The sequence below is a fragment of the Psychrobacter submarinus genome (genome assembly GCF_904846685.1).
In the GTDB taxonomy this organism is placed as follows: domain Bacteria; phylum Pseudomonadota; class Gammaproteobacteria; order Pseudomonadales; family Moraxellaceae; genus Psychrobacter; species Psychrobacter submarinus.
Window position 1 is genome coordinate 158,424 of record NZ_CAJHBQ010000001.1, and the last position, 13,942, is coordinate 172,365.

Here is a 13,942-nt window from a genome sequence, read left to right on the forward strand (position 1 = left end):
TGCTTATACTGCAAACTTATGTGATAAATGAATACTATTTTTACGAAAAAATAGCACTCATTCATTTATAAAGCCTTTTATTATCATAACAAAGCGCTTTGATTATAAAACAATTTTTTCATATTGTCTGCTAACAGGATACTTCAACAGACTATGCAAACTGCGTTACCTAACAAAAGCTAAATCAAACTACTTATCGGCTGAGCTTAATGTTTTTAGCTTGACCATGTTAGTTTGCGGCTCTGTTCTAGCGCTATGTTGGCTCAAGGGTTAAAGCTGAAAGCGTCTCGCCAATGGTATGAAAAGAGCCGCAAACTAGCAGGAGATCGTGTGGCTGACTCGCCAAAATAGCCGCTTGCGCCGCCTGCTGTAAACTCTCAAAAGTATGGATGCGCTCTTGAGGAATATAAGCGCTCATCGCGGCTACTAATTGCTCAACGCTCGCTGCTCTTGGATAATCTATCTCAGCGATAAACCACTCAGACATCGGCAAATCAGCTTGCGTTAAACGTTGAACAACCAGCTCGATATCCTTATCTGCGAGCATAGAAAACACTACCTTAATCGTCGCGGTTTTATTACCGGCCAGTTGCTTGTGCTGCTGCCAAAGCGCTACTAACTGCGCGAGCATAAAATCAACGCCATGCTCGTTATGGGCGACATCGAATAGCCAATGGCGATCAGCCAGCTGCCGATAATCAAAACGCCCTGCTAGCTGAACGCTACCCAAGGCTTGCTTGATAGCGTCAATGCCGATATCGAGAGGACTGGCTAGCACGGCTGATACCGCATTAGCAGTATTGGTCAGTGACAGTTTTGGCCGCGGTAGTTGCAGTGTCACTGCCGCATTACTATATTGCCAAGTGGGCTTAGCATTAGTATTAAGCTCGTTATTAAGCTCGTTATTAAGCTCATTATTAAGCTTAGTATTTATCTTATCTTCGCTACTACTCTTAACTTCACGGTAATAAAAATCCTGTCCCACTTGATAGCAAGTGACATTATGCTGCTCAACAAGTTCTGCAACGCTGGCGGGCATTTCAGTAGCGCCGTAAATCAGGGGAATACCTTCACGTAAAATACCTGCCTTTTCACGGCCGATATCTTCAAGGTTGTCTCCGAGCCAATCCACGTGATCGATACCGATATTGGTAATCACTGCCAGATCAGGATCGATGATATTGACCACATCTAAGCGCCCGCCCAAGCCAACTTCTAGCACCCAAACCTCGCAGTCTGCGGTCGCAAATATCAAAAGCGCGGCTAAAGTCGTCATCTCAAAAAAGGATAAGGTTAGTCCGCATTGCAGCCTTGCGGCCTCAACTTGCTCAAAAGCCGCTATCAAAGTCTTATCACTAACCATCTGGCCATTAATACGTACGCGCTCATTGAACTCAATTAAGTGCGGCGACTGATACAGCGCGGTTTTATATCCCGCAGCTTGACACAGCTCACTGATCATCGCAGTCGTGGAGCCCTTACCATTGGTGCCTGCTACCGTAAAAACGTAGGTATTTTCTTTGGCCGACTGGACGACTCCTAAACGCTCAGCGACCGGCAGCACTCTGGAGAGCCCCATATCTATCGCTGAGACGTGGATTTGCTGCATATAATCTAGCCATTCCGTCAGGCTAGAGTCTTTAGTCGGCTTATACGCCTGCGAAGTCAAAGAAGAAGAGTCCATAAATAACCTATATCAAAAATGGGCGTAAAAAAAGCTATAAATCGTCATTATATTTGCCTCAAAGTGTATAGCAAATTCAATCAAAACCCCAATTCAAAATGACAAGTCAAAACCAAAAAATAGCACTTACCGCTTTTGACGATAAATGCTATTAAAAGTGTGCTAAGTGTACTTTAAAAACAGCTTAAATGCAGAGCTAAGCATCCACGTTTGGCTGATGACAAAGCTTAGCAAGCAGGCGATAAATGGTATCTATCATTTGATGACGATGCACCACTTCATCTACAACGCCGTGCTCTAATAAAAACTCAGCGCGCTGGAAAGGCTCTTCTAAGGTCTCGCGTACGGTTTGCTCAATGACGCGCTTGCCGGCAAAGCCTATCATCGCTTTTGGTTCGGCTAAATGGATATCACCAAGCATGGCAAGCGATGCCGTCACGCCGCCGTAAACGGGATTGGTCAACACCACGATATAAGGAATACCTGCCAAACGCAGACGCTCAACCGCAGCTGCGGTACGCGCCATCTGCATCAAGGACAGTAACCCTTCTTGCATACGCGCACCACCAGAAGCAGCAAAACAAACTAACGGTTTACGCTCTGCTAAGGACTTCTCCGCCGCTTGTACAAATCGATCGCCAACCACTGAGCCCATCGAGCCGCCCATAAATTGAAAGTCAAAAGCACAGGCCACGACTTCAAGATTGCGTAGCTTGCCATATAGCACAATCAGCGCTTCGCTCTCGCCCGTCTTAGTCTGGGCTTGCGTCATACGCTCAGGATAAGGTTTGCTATCGACGAAGCCTAACGGGTCTTTTGCGACAAACTCCTGCCCAATCTCGCCATCGACTTGCTCCAAAAACCATTGCAAGCGCTCACGAGCAGTCATCGCCAGATGATGATCGCAGTGCGGACAAACATAACAGTTAAAGATAAGCGCCGTATTGGTGATCATCGACAGGCAGTTCGGGCACTTAGTTGAAGGCTCAGTCTCAACTGCAGTCAGTTGCGGCGTGAGCTGCTGCTTAACGCCCGGTACGGGACGATTAAACCACGATTGGCCTGCCATATCGGTACTGGTTTTGGCACTGATTTTGGCACTGTCCTCTGACATCTCAGTTTTTTCTATAGTTTCAGTCATATTATTCGCCATTATCAAAAGGTTATCCGGCACGTTTGCGCATAACCGTTTATAGTATTATGAATGATTGCTCATGCATCATTGCAGATATGGTCTTAGTTTACACACGTAAACTAAAATTAGCAAAGCCATTCAACATATTGCTATTAACGGCTTTTCTCGATAGTTTACTGGAGTAATAGTATATAAAACCCGCACTGACGATAATATTACAAACTATCTAAAGCGTCTCTTAGCTCATCCATTTTGGTCATAATACGCTGCTGTGCTTCCGCTACCGCCTTGCTATCATTGGCATCGATATCAGCAAAGTTCTGCACTAAGGCACTCCCCACAATGACCCCATCGGCGTGCTCGCCAATGGCTTTGGCAGACGCACCATCACGAATACCAAAACCAACACAAACTGGCAAATCCGTCTCTGCCTTAATCGCTTGTACTTGCTGCGCGACATCATCAGTATCGAGCGTAGCAGATCCGGTAACGCCTTTGAGTGACACGTAATAAATATAACCGCCACAATGGGTCAAGACTTGCTCACGGCGCTCAGGTAAAGTCGTCGGCGATAATAAGAAAATCTCATTCATCGCATGCTCGGATAGATGCTGAGTAAAGCTGCCCGCCTCGGCTGGCGGCAGGTCCACCATCAAGAGACCATCAACCCCTGCCTGTTCACACAGCTGCACAAAGTTATCATAGCCAATGATTTCCACAGGGTTAAGATAGCCCATCAGGATAATAGGCGTCTGTGTATCTTGCTTACGAAACTCGCTTACCATATTTAGCGCATCACGAGTGCTGGTACCTGCCGCTAACGCGCGCTCGCCTGCTAAAGCTACGGTTGGGCCATCGGCCATAGGATCTGAAAACGGTAAACCGACTTCGATCATATCGGCGCCGTGTTTGACAAGATCATGTAGCAAGCCAACAAAGTTACTCGGATTGGGATCGCCTGCCATCACGTACGGAATCAGCGCTTTTTTGTTCTGTGATTTTAAAGTTTCAAAGGTGCTTTCAATTCGGGTCATAATTTTCTCTAGTTATTATTTAATAAAAACAAGAGGCTATTATTAGCCTCTGTTAATCATATTATTGAATGCTACAGCTCAATCCCTTCCGCCTTCATCACTGAATGCAAATCTTTATCGCCGCGACCTGACATATTCACCACGATAGTCTGCTCAGGTGACATGGTTTTGGCCAGTTTTAATGCATAAGCACAAGCATGAGACGTTTCTAAAGCTGGAATAATACCTTCTTTACGCGTCACTTCATGGAAGCCCTCTAACGCCTCTTTGTCGGTACAGCCAACATATTCAACCCGGTTCATGTCTTTTAGGAAACTATGCTCAGGACCAACACCTGGATAATCAAGACCTGCCGAGATAGAATGCGTCTCTTGAATTTGGCCTTCATCATCTGCCATTAGATACGTACGATTACCATGCAACACGCCGATACGGCCCGCCGCAAGTGGCGCTGAATGACGACCACTTTCGATACCATCGCCTGTAGCTTCGACACCATACATCTTCACATTGGTATCGTTTAAGAAGTCAAAAAACAGACCAATAGCATTCGAGCCGCCGCCAACACAAGCGACTAGTGCGTCAGGTAACTTACCCGTTTGTTGCAAGTGCTGTACACGCGTCTCTTTACCGATGATCGCTTGGAAATCACGCACCAGTAGCGGATAAGGATGCGGGCCTGCGACCGTACCAATAATATAATAAGTCGTATCGACATTGGTGACCCAATCGCGCATGGCTTCGTTCATTGCATCTTTTAAGGTGCGCGACCCTGAAGTCACTGGCACGACAGTCGTGCCTAAGAGACGCATACGGTAGACGTTCATCTTTTGTCGTTCGACGTCGTCTGCGCCCATATAGACGATGCACTCTAAGCCCAAACGTGCGGCGATAGTCGCGGTTGCCACGCCGTGCTGACCCGCTCCTGTCTCCGCGATAATGCGTTTTTTACCGCACATTTTGGCGAGTAGCGCCTGCCCGATAGTATTATTGACCTTGTGCGCGCCGGTATGATTGAGATCTTCACGCTTAAAGTAAATTTGCGCGCCGCCGATTTCATCGCTTAAACGCTTGGCATGATACAGCGGTGTTGGACGACCGACGTAATTGACCAAATCGTTATGATACTCCTCCCAAAAATCCGGATCAGCTTTGACTTTGGTGTATAGTGTCTCAAGCTCTTCTAGCGCTGCCATCAAAGTCTCAGACACAAAGCGGCCGCCATGCACGCCAAAATGACCACGAGAATCAGGGTATTGATTGAAATCGGCGACGTCTTTTGGATTGGTAAAAGTATTGATCGTTTGTGCTGAATTATTTTCGGTTGTAGTACTCATCAAAATATCCTGTAGATAACATATAGGTTAAAAATGCTTATAAATTAAAGGCCAAACGATTAAAACAATATAGGGCTTATAAATAAATCGATAAAACTCTTTGCCTTGATCTCGGCCATAGTCAATCTCTTCACCGATCATTGCCATCGATCTCGTTTGACCGCTTTCATAAAGCCGCGCATTTTGTCTTCATCCTTTTTACCTTTCGCGGACTCAATACCGCCGCTCACATCGAGCGCGTAGAGCGCATGGATAGGTAGATCTAAAGTTGCAGCGACATTATCAGCATCAAGCCCGCCTGCCAATATAATAGGCAGCGCACTGTCTGTTGGGATCAAATCCCAATCGAACTGATCGCCCGTACCGCCATATTTCTGCGGATTATAAGCATCAAGTAAAATACTACTTGCACCAGCGCTAGCAAAATCGTTAATTTTAGCTTGGACGCTCGCTAGCGTATCTTGTTCGCTATTGATACGTAGCGCCTTTATCCAACGTTTATGCACGCTATTAGCCAGTTGCTGACATTGCTCAGGGCTCTCATCGCCATGAAACTGGATAATATCAAAAGCGACTTTATCGGCTAACTCCATAAGCTCGTCTTTATCCACATTGACCACTAAAGCGACGACGCTAGTAAAGGCTGGTACTCCGGTAGTCAATTGCTGCGCTTGCGCTATGGTCACCGCACGCGGACTTGGCGGATAAAACACTAAGCCTACCGCATCGACCCCTAGCTGGATAGCTGCCTCAATATCAGCAAGCTGAGTGAATCCGCAAAATTTTACCTGCATATTTTGACCTTAGCCAAGTAAACTTGAAGTTGTCTTAATAAAGTGGCTGTTCATAAATTAGCGATTAATAGAGGCGCCCAGCTCTAGAAATGAGGGTGATTTGTTAACTCAAAGCCAAATCAATTGCATCCAAAAACTTATCCTAGCATACTTTTATTCATAGTTTTGTTTATGATTACCATAAGGACTTTTCAATGTCTAAAAAGACAGCGGCAACTAGCAGCAGTAAAGATAACGATAGTAAAAAAAAGCCGGATAATAATGCACATTCGCCCCATTATCTAATGTGGTTTCGTCGTGACTTGCGTAACCATGACAATACCGCTTTGGCCGCTATTTGTGAACAGGCTAATGCCAGTGAAGCGCCTGTTACCGCCGTCTACTTTATCACTCCTGAGCAATGGTATGAGCATGATGACTCGCTCGTACAAGTCGATCATATCGCGCGTACTCTGCCGATACTAGCGCAAAAGCTAGAAGATCAGTTAAATATCGCTTTAAACGTCTATCTATGTGCCGATTTTGATAAGTCTATAGACGCTATCACTGAGCTATGTGCAGAGCAAAAAATTACTACCGTTATGGCCAATCACGAGTACGAAGGCAATGAAATCGATCGCGATGAAAAGTTGACAAAGCAGCTTGCTAATGATGACATCGAGTTTATCCGCCATCATGACCAGTGTATATTGCCGCCGCTGAGCATCACCACTAATGACGGCGATAGCATGTATAAAGTCTTTACCCCATTTTATCGTAAATGGCGCGATACGTTGGAGGCAGGTTCGCTTAGCGCTCATAAAGCTACAAAAGTGACTGCTAATAATAAAACCAAAGCTCGCATAAAATCTATGACACTAAAGTCTGCCACAGACAATGCCAATACTAGCGCCAGTATAGAAAAGCTTGCGCACAAAATAGTCGCTGACTATCAAAAACCTTTAGAGGACGACGAGCAAAAATTCACCGATAAGTCTGCGCAGCTTAAGCAAGCACGTGAGGATTATCCAGCAGGTGAAGACGCTGCTATACAACGTTTAAAGGAGTTTGTCGCTGAGGATATCGAAGATTATGATGTCAGTCGTGACAAGCCTATTTTGCAAGGTACCAGTCACCTGTCGGCCTACTTAACGATTGGCGCTATCAGTCCAAGGCTATGTTACCTGCAAGCAGCGCAAGCGCAAGAAAAACTGCACGGTAATGATAGCGATAATGAGGACATCAATCGCTGGATAAGCGAGCTGGCTTGGCGCGACTTTTATCGTCATGTGTTAGTCGATAAACCCAAACTCATCGAGCATAAAGCTTATAAAGAAGACGCCGATAATAAGGTCAATTGGTCATATGATAAAGATGACTTTGCCGCTTGGTGCGCAGGCAAAACAGGTGTGCCGTTAGTTGATGCCGCGATGCGTTGTCTGAATGCCACAGGCTTTATGCATAATCGCTTACGCATGGTGACGGCAATGTTTTTGACCAAAGACTTGCTCATCGATTGGCGCTGGGGCGAGCGCTACTTTATGCAGCAGCTGATCGATGGTGACTTTGCTTCTAACAATGGCGGCTGGCAATGGAGCGCTTCTACGGGTACGGATTCTGCGCCGTATTTCCGCATTATGAACCCCTTTAGCCAAGGCAAAAGCCATGATGCTAAGGGCGAGTTTATCAAGACTTGGCTGCCAGAGCTCAAAGACGTCCCTGTTAGCACGTTGCACTCTGAGGACACAATGCGTAAAGCACTAAAAAAAGGCGGCGAGTTTGCAGATATAGACTACCCTGTGCCTATGGTTGAGCATAAAGAAGTGCGCAAACTGGCTATTGCTGAGTTTAAAAAATAAAGCATAGCTCAGTATTTATACGAAAAGCATACCTCTGAAAGTTGCCATAAAAAAGCGCTCAATTATCGGTAACTGAGCGCTTTTTTATATTGAGCTAAACACTTAGAACTTATCTAGTTTGACTAAGTTAATTTGAATCAGTTAATTTGACCAAGTTAACTCGCGGTACTCGCCGGCATGCGACAAGCGCCCGCGCCTTGCGTGGTAACAGTAACTACCGCTCCTGTCATCGCAAATAGCTGCTGCAATTGTGTTTGCGCGTTGCTCAGTGCCATGGTCATCATATCACCGCGGCAGGCACGCTCAAGCACTTCTTTTTTGGCCATACTTTGCGCTTGTGCCAATATCGCCGGATCAACTTGCATCATCCCAAACGCGCCCGTTTGCCAGTCGTATATCTCGATATCATCAAGATATACGGCAAACACCTCTGAGGGCGGTATAGTGATATTAATCTTTGGCATGATCGATGATGGCGTAGTCGAGTTATCCGCGGCTTCGAGCTGCTCATTAGTAGGCTGCACCACTTGTACCATCTCAGGCGTCAAGGCGCTCAGATCGATACCTGCTTGCACGCGTCCTTTAGCAATGAACAACGCCTTTTGCTCATCTTGCCACAGCTTTGCCCAGCTGCCCTCGCGCTCACTAGTAATAATGGTATCGACACTAAAAGCCACCGTTTGCAGACGATTAAGCTGCTGAATTTGGGTGACAACGCCTTCTCTAGTAATCGTCTCAACAGGCTCTTCCTCAGCACTGTTTTGCATGATATAAATCGCAAAAGCCAACGCCGCCAGACCCACAAAAAGTAGTAGCCACGACATCTTAGCAATTTTTGGCTTAGCCTTACGCTCTTTGACAAGCCTATTATTAGGATCAGAAACGGGTTGCTCAGGAGTACTCATAGCGGCTACCTTTTTATGGATTATTTGTTGTGTGCAGCTTAAAAAATTCAGTGCAGAATATTTATCTTAAAATCATAAGCTTAAATAAATACTGCTACTTAAATGCTATCAAAGCACCTAACTTCAAGGCGTCGCTACTTATTGTCAACACAAACCTTAAGTGAGTTATCTTTTAATCATTCGCTTTGTGTTAATAATAAAGGCTTGCTAGGATGGAAATGACAAAAAGTCATTGCGTCTGAGCCTAACTTTACCTAACATAGACAGGTTACGCTGAAGCATTATAAAAGCTCTATTATAAAGAGCGTTAATCGACTCGTTTCAGCGACTTCTTACCAAGGCAAGCTAGCGCTGGCATAAAATTTTAGCCTTACGTTTAGCGTCTTTTTTATTTATTGTATGATTGAAGATAAGGTTACGCTTTATTTATGAAAGCCAGTCAGTTCTTGTTCGCCACGCTAAAAGAGACCCCAAGTGATGCCGATATCGCCTCCAGCCAGTTGATGGTGCGTGCCGGTCTTATTCGTAAAATCGCTTCTGGACTCTATATTTGGTTGCCTTTAGGACTACGCGTCTTACAAAAGGTGGAACGTATCGTCCGTGAGGAGATGCAAAATATCGGCGCGCAAGAGGTGCTTATGCCAATGACTCAGCCCGCTGAGCTATGGCAAACTACCGGCCGGTTTGAGGACTATGGTCCTGAGCTGCTACGTTTCAAAGATCGCCATGATCGCGACTTTGTACTTGGGCCCACCCACGAAGAGGTCATCACTACTTTAGCTCAAAGCGAGCTACGTAGCTATAAGCAGCTACCGATTACTTTCTTTCAAATTCAAGGCAAATTCCGTGATGAGATTCGTCCTCGCTTCGGGGTGATGCGCGCGCGTGAATTTACTATGAAAGACGCCTACTCGTTCCATGTCGATCAAGCCTCGCTTGCCAAGACTTACCGGGATATGTACGACGCTTACACGCGTATCTTTACTCGTCTAGGCTTAGATTTTCGTGCCGTACAAGCAGATACCGGCTCTATCGGCGGCTTTGCCTCGCATGAGTTTCATGTATTGGCGGACAGCGGCGAAGACGATATCGCCTTCTCTGACTCCTCTGATTACGCGGCGAATGTTGAGCTTGCCGAATCTTTATCCTTTAATATGGCTGAGCGCCAGCCGCCAAAGCAAGCGCGCGAAGATGTGCTCACCGAAGGTATGACCTCTTGTAAGATGGTTGCTGAACATTTAGATATCCCGCTGGCGAATACGGTAAAGACTTTGATCGTCCATGGTCATAAAGAAGACGATACGCCGCAGCTAATCGCCATAGTTTTGCGCGGCGATCATCAGCTCAATACCATCAAAGCAGAGAAAATCGAAGAAGCCAATGTGCCACTAACACTTGCCTCTGATGCAGAACTAAAAGCGGCGGGGCTGCATAAAGGCTATATCGGCGTTGACCTAGATATGCCTGTGTTTGTCGATCGCTCAGCGGCCACTTTATCCGACTTTGTGGCCGGCGCTAATGTCGTTAATAAACACACTATCGGTATGAACTGGGTGCGTGACACCCGTATCACCCGCATCGTCGATGTGCGCAACGTACAAGAAGGCGACCCTTCTCCTGATGGTAAAGGCACGCTAAAAATCAAGCGCGGTATCGAAGTCGGTCATATCTTCCAGTTGGGCGATAAGTACTCTCAAGCGATGAATGCTACTGTCTCTGGCGAAGATGGCAAGCCTGTGACGCTCATGATGGGCTGCTACGGTATTGGCGTGAGCCGTATTATCGCCGCTGCTATCGAGCAAAATAACGACGAGAACGGCATCATGTGGCCACAGACGCCAGATGTTGATGACTCCTTAGCGCCATTTGAAGTCGCTATCGTACCAATGAAATCCAAAGAAGACACGGTGATGGAGACGGCAACTGCGCTTTATGAAGAGCTAAAAGCGAAAGGCGTCAATGTCCTACTCGATGATCGTAATGAGCGCCCAGGCGTTAAGTTTGCTGATCTTGAACTGGTTGGTATTCCGCATCGCATTGTGGTCTCCGATCGCAACTTAGCTGAAGATAAGTATGAGTATGTCGATCGCCGCGATAGTGAGAAGCAAATGCTAAGCCGCGAGGAAGTATTGGCAAAGGTCGTTGGTTAATACGCTTCAATATAAAAAATAGCCTAGCTCATTAAATGAGCTAGGCTATTTTTTTTGCGGCCTATTCAATGACACGCGCTACTGGCGAATCAAACGACTTGGCTTCGGCAATAGTGAGATATCACTGACACGGCAAGGGTTAATATCGATACCGCCGCGGCGCGTGTACCAAGCTCTGACCATCAGCTTTGTAGGCTGATAGAACTCACTTAAATCAGCGAATATCTGCTCGACACACTGCTCATGAAAACCATTATGCTGACGAAAACTTAAGATATAGCGCAGCATACTCGCGTCATCAACTTCGATAGCGCTACTCACCTCTACTGCTAGCGTTCCCCAATCGGGCTGATTGGTCACCGGACAATTACTACGCAGTAGATTGGAATAAAAGCTGAACCGCTGACTACTGTCACGACTTGATTGTTGCGTTTTAGCTTTTAATAATGAAGCATCAGGATGCGAAGTCAGAGCTATTTTTTCGTCACTATCCGCTAGCGTATCATCGATACATACGCCCTTCGGCTGAGTAATGAGTAGCTCTGAATCTCTATTATTTAAATCAAATAATTCAACTTTGACTTCACCTTGCACGCAGTTAGATAAATCTTTGCTTAGCATTGTCTTAACCTCGTCCCAACTGGCAAACTCAGTAAAATTAATACTATTCAGATAAAGCTTCAGCGATTTGGACTCGACGATAAAAAGCGACGTCGCAGGGATACTAAAACGCGCCATCGCGACTTGCGAGATACCTTGCGTGTTTAGCCAAGAGACTTCAAATGCGTGCCACCAGTCCATACCGATGCTAAGTTTAGCAATACTGGGCTTATCAAATTGCCAGCCTATAGCTTCGCGCCCCATACTACGGTCAATCGGATACAGGGTTTCAGGACTGTACTTGGTCGGATAGTCGGTGGTTTGCTCGCCTAAAATGCCATGGATACTCATAACTTGCCTTTTGTCTATGCTATTAGGGCGTGTTGAACATTCGACCATGGCACTGACAGCGACTATTTTTTAGGCGTTTCGATGTTAAAAATAATAAGTTTAGTCATTCTAAGCGCTTATTTTTAACGATGAAGCGGCAAAAAAGAGTCCTGTCCCCTGCTTTTATCGTTGGGTCTGATGCTAAAATTGCCCCATACTGCGTTACAAATCTCGCTAAGGCATCTGCATTATCGTCGCTTTGTGTCTTGTCTGGAACAATTTTAGCGATCAGCAGTGCCTATTTGCGAATGTTCAACACGCCCTAAACGTGACTGATTAAAAACGAACTATCGTAACTCAAGCTACAAGCGAATCCGCGAGCCGTCACTGAGCAAGCGATAAGAGATGACATAGAACACTACGCAAAAGACAAAAATAGCCGCCATCGAATACCAAACGTTGACGTCAGAGTAACCCAAGATACCGTAACGGAATGAGTTGACCATATAGACAATCGGGTTCAATAGCGAGACGTTTTGCCAAAAGCTCGACAAATCTTCCATCGAATAAAACACCCCACCCAAAAAGGTCAATGGCGTCAATACAAAGCTTGGAATGATAGAGATATCATCGAACGAGCGCGCAAATACCGCGTTAATAAAGCCGCCTAACGAGAATAAGATAGACGTGCCAAGTACCGTAAAGATAGTGACAAATAAATGCTCAATTCCCAAATCGGTAAAGAACAGCGCCACGATAGAGACAATAAAGGCAATCACTAGCCCGCGAAAGATACCGCCGCTGACATAACCCGTCAAAATCGCATGCTTAGAGACGGGCGATACCAGTAGCTCTTCGATACTGGCAGTAAACTTAGCACTAAAAAAGCTTGAGACGACGTTTGAATAGCTATTGGTAATCACCGCCATCATGATAAGGCCCGGGACGATGAACTGCATATAAGGCACGCCGCCCATCTCGCCCACTCGATCGCCAATCATGCGCCCAAAGATGATAAAGTATAGAGTCATAGTGATGACAGGAGGTAATAAAGTCTGCGGCCAAATACGCAAGATGCGGCGGATCTCTTTTAATAAGATGGTCTTAAAAGCGATCCATTTTTTGCTCCAAGACATAGACTCATTCGGATCTACAACGACGGGCTCTCTCATAGTCCTGCCTCCTTCATACTATCTGCACTCTGAATATTTTGCTCCACCAAACGCATAAATAGCTCTTCTAATCGGTTCGACTTATTACGCATACTGGCGACATCAATATCGCGCTCTGTTAATTGCTCAAACACACAGTTCAGAGTCTCGCCTTGGGTCAAGGTGACCTCCAAAGTCATCTCATCGGGCTGCGCAATATCAGTGACTTGCTCAATAACCAAAGACTCTGTCAGCGGTTTTGTTAAGTCTAAGACAAAGGTCTCAACTGATAGTTGCCCGAGTAAGTCTTTCATCTCAGTGTTAATGCGTATTTCACCATGATCTAAGATAGCGATACGCTTACACAGCTGTTCCGCTTCCTCTAGATAATGCGTAGTCAAAATAATCGTGGTGTTTTCTTCAACGTTGATCTGCTGCATAAATTCCCACATAGAGCGGCGCAGCTCAATATCGACACCCGCTGTCGGCTCATCAAGAATTAACAGCTTTGGCTTATGAATCAGCGCGCGAGCAATCATCAAACGCCGCTTCATACCCCCTGAGAGCTCACGCGCTTTACTACCGCGTTTATCCCATAATCCCAAAGCTGTTAGCAAGCGTTTGGCACGCGGCTTAGCTTCGCTCGCTGGTATACCGAAGTAGCCTGCTTGGGTGATCAAGATATCGCCAACTTTTTCAAACATATTGAAATTAAACTCTTGCGGCACCACGCCAAGGTACTGCTTAGCGACTGAAGGATTGGCTAATAAATCGGTGCCCAAGATCTCTACACTGCCGGTCGTTGGCTTAAACAGTGAGCTGATAATACCAATCATCGTCGACTTGCCAGCACCATTAGGCCCAAGCAACGCAAAAAACCCACCTTGCGGCACAGTCAGATTGGCCCCTTTTAGAGCTGAAAAGCCATTATCATAAGTCTTGGACAAGTTTTTAATCTCAAGTGCTGGTACCTCAGACATGAAG

Annotated in this window: 11 protein-coding genes; 2 read left to right on the forward strand and 9 right to left on the reverse strand. The window is 45.9% G+C overall.

All coding sequences use genetic code 11. The features are described from left to right. Positions 1–253 precede the first annotated feature (253 nt). From folC to JMY03_RS00865, 5 genes are all read right to left on the reverse strand, one after another. Positions 254–1,684 (reverse strand): bifunctional tetrahydrofolate synthase/dihydrofolate synthase, encoded by a 1,431-nt coding sequence (gene folC, locus JMY03_RS00845; RefSeq protein ID WP_201600101.1) that lies wholly within the window; start codon positions 1,682–1,684, stop codon positions 254–256. Positions 1,685–1,880: 196 nt separating this feature from the next. Next, positions 1,881–2,798, reverse strand: coding sequence for an acetyl-CoA carboxylase, carboxyltransferase subunit beta (gene accD / locus JMY03_RS00850; RefSeq protein ID WP_390879983.1), 918 nt, complete (start codon positions 2,796–2,798; stop codon positions 1,881–1,883). Between the two features lie 236 nt (positions 2,799–3,034). Next, the gene (trpA, locus tag JMY03_RS00855) at positions 3,035–3,853 is read right to left on the reverse strand and encodes a tryptophan synthase subunit alpha (RefSeq protein WP_201600111.1); all 819 of its coding nucleotides are present in this window, start codon (positions 3,851–3,853) and stop codon (positions 3,035–3,037) included. A gap of 71 nt (positions 3,854–3,924) precedes the next feature. Beyond that, positions 3,925–5,190 carry a tryptophan synthase subunit beta gene (trpB, locus tag JMY03_RS00860; protein WP_201600113.1) on the reverse strand — a complete coding sequence of 422 codons (1,266 nt, stop codon included), beginning with the start codon at positions 5,188–5,190 and terminating at the stop codon, positions 3,925–3,927. A gap of 137 nt (positions 5,191–5,327) precedes the next feature. Next, a complete protein-coding gene (locus JMY03_RS00865) occupies positions 5,328–5,984 on the reverse strand; it encodes a phosphoribosylanthranilate isomerase (protein ID WP_201600115.1) in 657 nt (218 codons plus the stop codon). Positions 5,985–6,178: 194 nt separating this feature from the next. On the opposite strand from JMY03_RS00865, the gene JMY03_RS00870 reads away from it, so the two are divergent. After that, a complete protein-coding gene (locus JMY03_RS00870; RefSeq protein WP_201600118.1) occupies positions 6,179–7,822 on the forward strand; it encodes a cryptochrome/photolyase family protein in 1,644 nt (547 codons plus the stop codon). Between the two features lie 155 nt (positions 7,823–7,977). Here the strand turns inward: JMY03_RS00870 and JMY03_RS00875 are convergent, their stop codons facing one another. Beyond that, the gene (locus JMY03_RS00875; RefSeq protein ID WP_201600121.1) at positions 7,978–8,727 is read right to left on the reverse strand and encodes a DUF4230 domain-containing protein; all 750 of its coding nucleotides are present in this window, start codon (positions 8,725–8,727) and stop codon (positions 7,978–7,980) included. Between the two features lie 428 nt (positions 8,728–9,155). On the opposite strand from JMY03_RS00875, the gene JMY03_RS00880 reads away from it, so the two are divergent. Next, positions 9,156–10,877 (forward strand): proline--tRNA ligase, encoded by a 1,722-nt coding sequence (locus tag JMY03_RS00880; protein WP_201559653.1) that lies wholly within the window; start codon positions 9,156–9,158, stop codon positions 10,875–10,877. Between the two features lie 78 nt (positions 10,878–10,955). Here JMY03_RS00880 and queF read toward each other — a convergent pair whose 3' ends face one another. From queF to JMY03_RS00895, 3 genes are all read right to left on the reverse strand, one after another. Continuing rightward, the gene (gene queF / locus JMY03_RS00885) at positions 10,956–11,828 is read right to left on the reverse strand and encodes an NADPH-dependent 7-cyano-7-deazaguanine reductase QueF (RefSeq protein WP_201600124.1); all 873 of its coding nucleotides are present in this window, start codon (positions 11,826–11,828) and stop codon (positions 10,956–10,958) included. 341 nt (positions 11,829–12,169) lie between these two features. After that, the gene (locus JMY03_RS00890; RefSeq protein WP_025644465.1) at positions 12,170–12,943 is read right to left on the reverse strand and encodes an ABC transporter permease; all 774 of its coding nucleotides are present in this window, start codon (positions 12,941–12,943) and stop codon (positions 12,170–12,172) included. Between the two features lie 32 nt (positions 12,944–12,975). Then, positions 12,976–13,938, reverse strand: coding sequence for an ABC transporter ATP-binding protein (locus JMY03_RS00895; RefSeq protein WP_201600126.1), 963 nt, complete (start codon positions 13,936–13,938; stop codon positions 12,976–12,978). Positions 13,939–13,942 lie beyond the last annotated feature (4 nt).

Excerpts from the sequence above, each read along its gene's own strand:
- queF (WP_201600124.1), bottom strand. The coding sequence starts at position 11,828 with ATGAGTATCCATGGCATTTTAGGCGAGCAAACCACCGACTATCCGACC.
- JMY03_RS00880 (WP_201559653.1), top strand. The coding sequence starts at position 9,156 with ATGAAAGCCAGTCAGTTCTTGTTCGCCACGCTAAAAGAGACCCCAAGT.
- JMY03_RS00865 (WP_201600115.1), bottom strand. The coding sequence starts at position 5,984 with ATGCAGGTAAAATTTTGCGGATTCACTCAGCTTGCTGATATTGAGGCA.
- JMY03_RS00895 (WP_201600126.1), bottom strand. The coding sequence starts at position 13,938 with ATGTCTGAGGTACCAGCACTTGAGATTAAAAACTTGTCCAAGACTTAT.
- JMY03_RS00870 (WP_201600118.1), top strand. The coding sequence starts at position 6,179 with ATGTCTAAAAAGACAGCGGCAACTAGCAGCAGTAAAGATAACGATAGT.
- JMY03_RS00890 (WP_025644465.1), bottom strand. The coding sequence starts at position 12,943 with ATGTCTTGGAGCAAAAAATGGATCGCTTTTAAGACCATCTTATTAAAA.
- accD (WP_390879983.1), bottom strand. The coding sequence starts at position 2,798 with ATGTCAGAGGACAGTGCCAAAATCAGTGCCAAAACCAGTACCGATATG.
- trpA (WP_201600111.1), bottom strand. The coding sequence starts at position 3,853 with ATGACCCGAATTGAAAGCACCTTTGAAACTTTAAAATCACAGAACAAA.
- folC (WP_201600101.1), bottom strand. The coding sequence starts at position 1,684 with ATGGACTCTTCTTCTTTGACTTCGCAGGCGTATAAGCCGACTAAAGAC.
- JMY03_RS00875 (WP_201600121.1), bottom strand. The coding sequence starts at position 8,727 with ATGAGTACTCCTGAGCAACCCGTTTCTGATCCTAATAATAGGCTTGTC.
- trpB (WP_201600113.1), bottom strand. The coding sequence starts at position 5,190 with ATGAGTACTACAACCGAAAATAATTCAGCACAAACGATCAATACTTTT.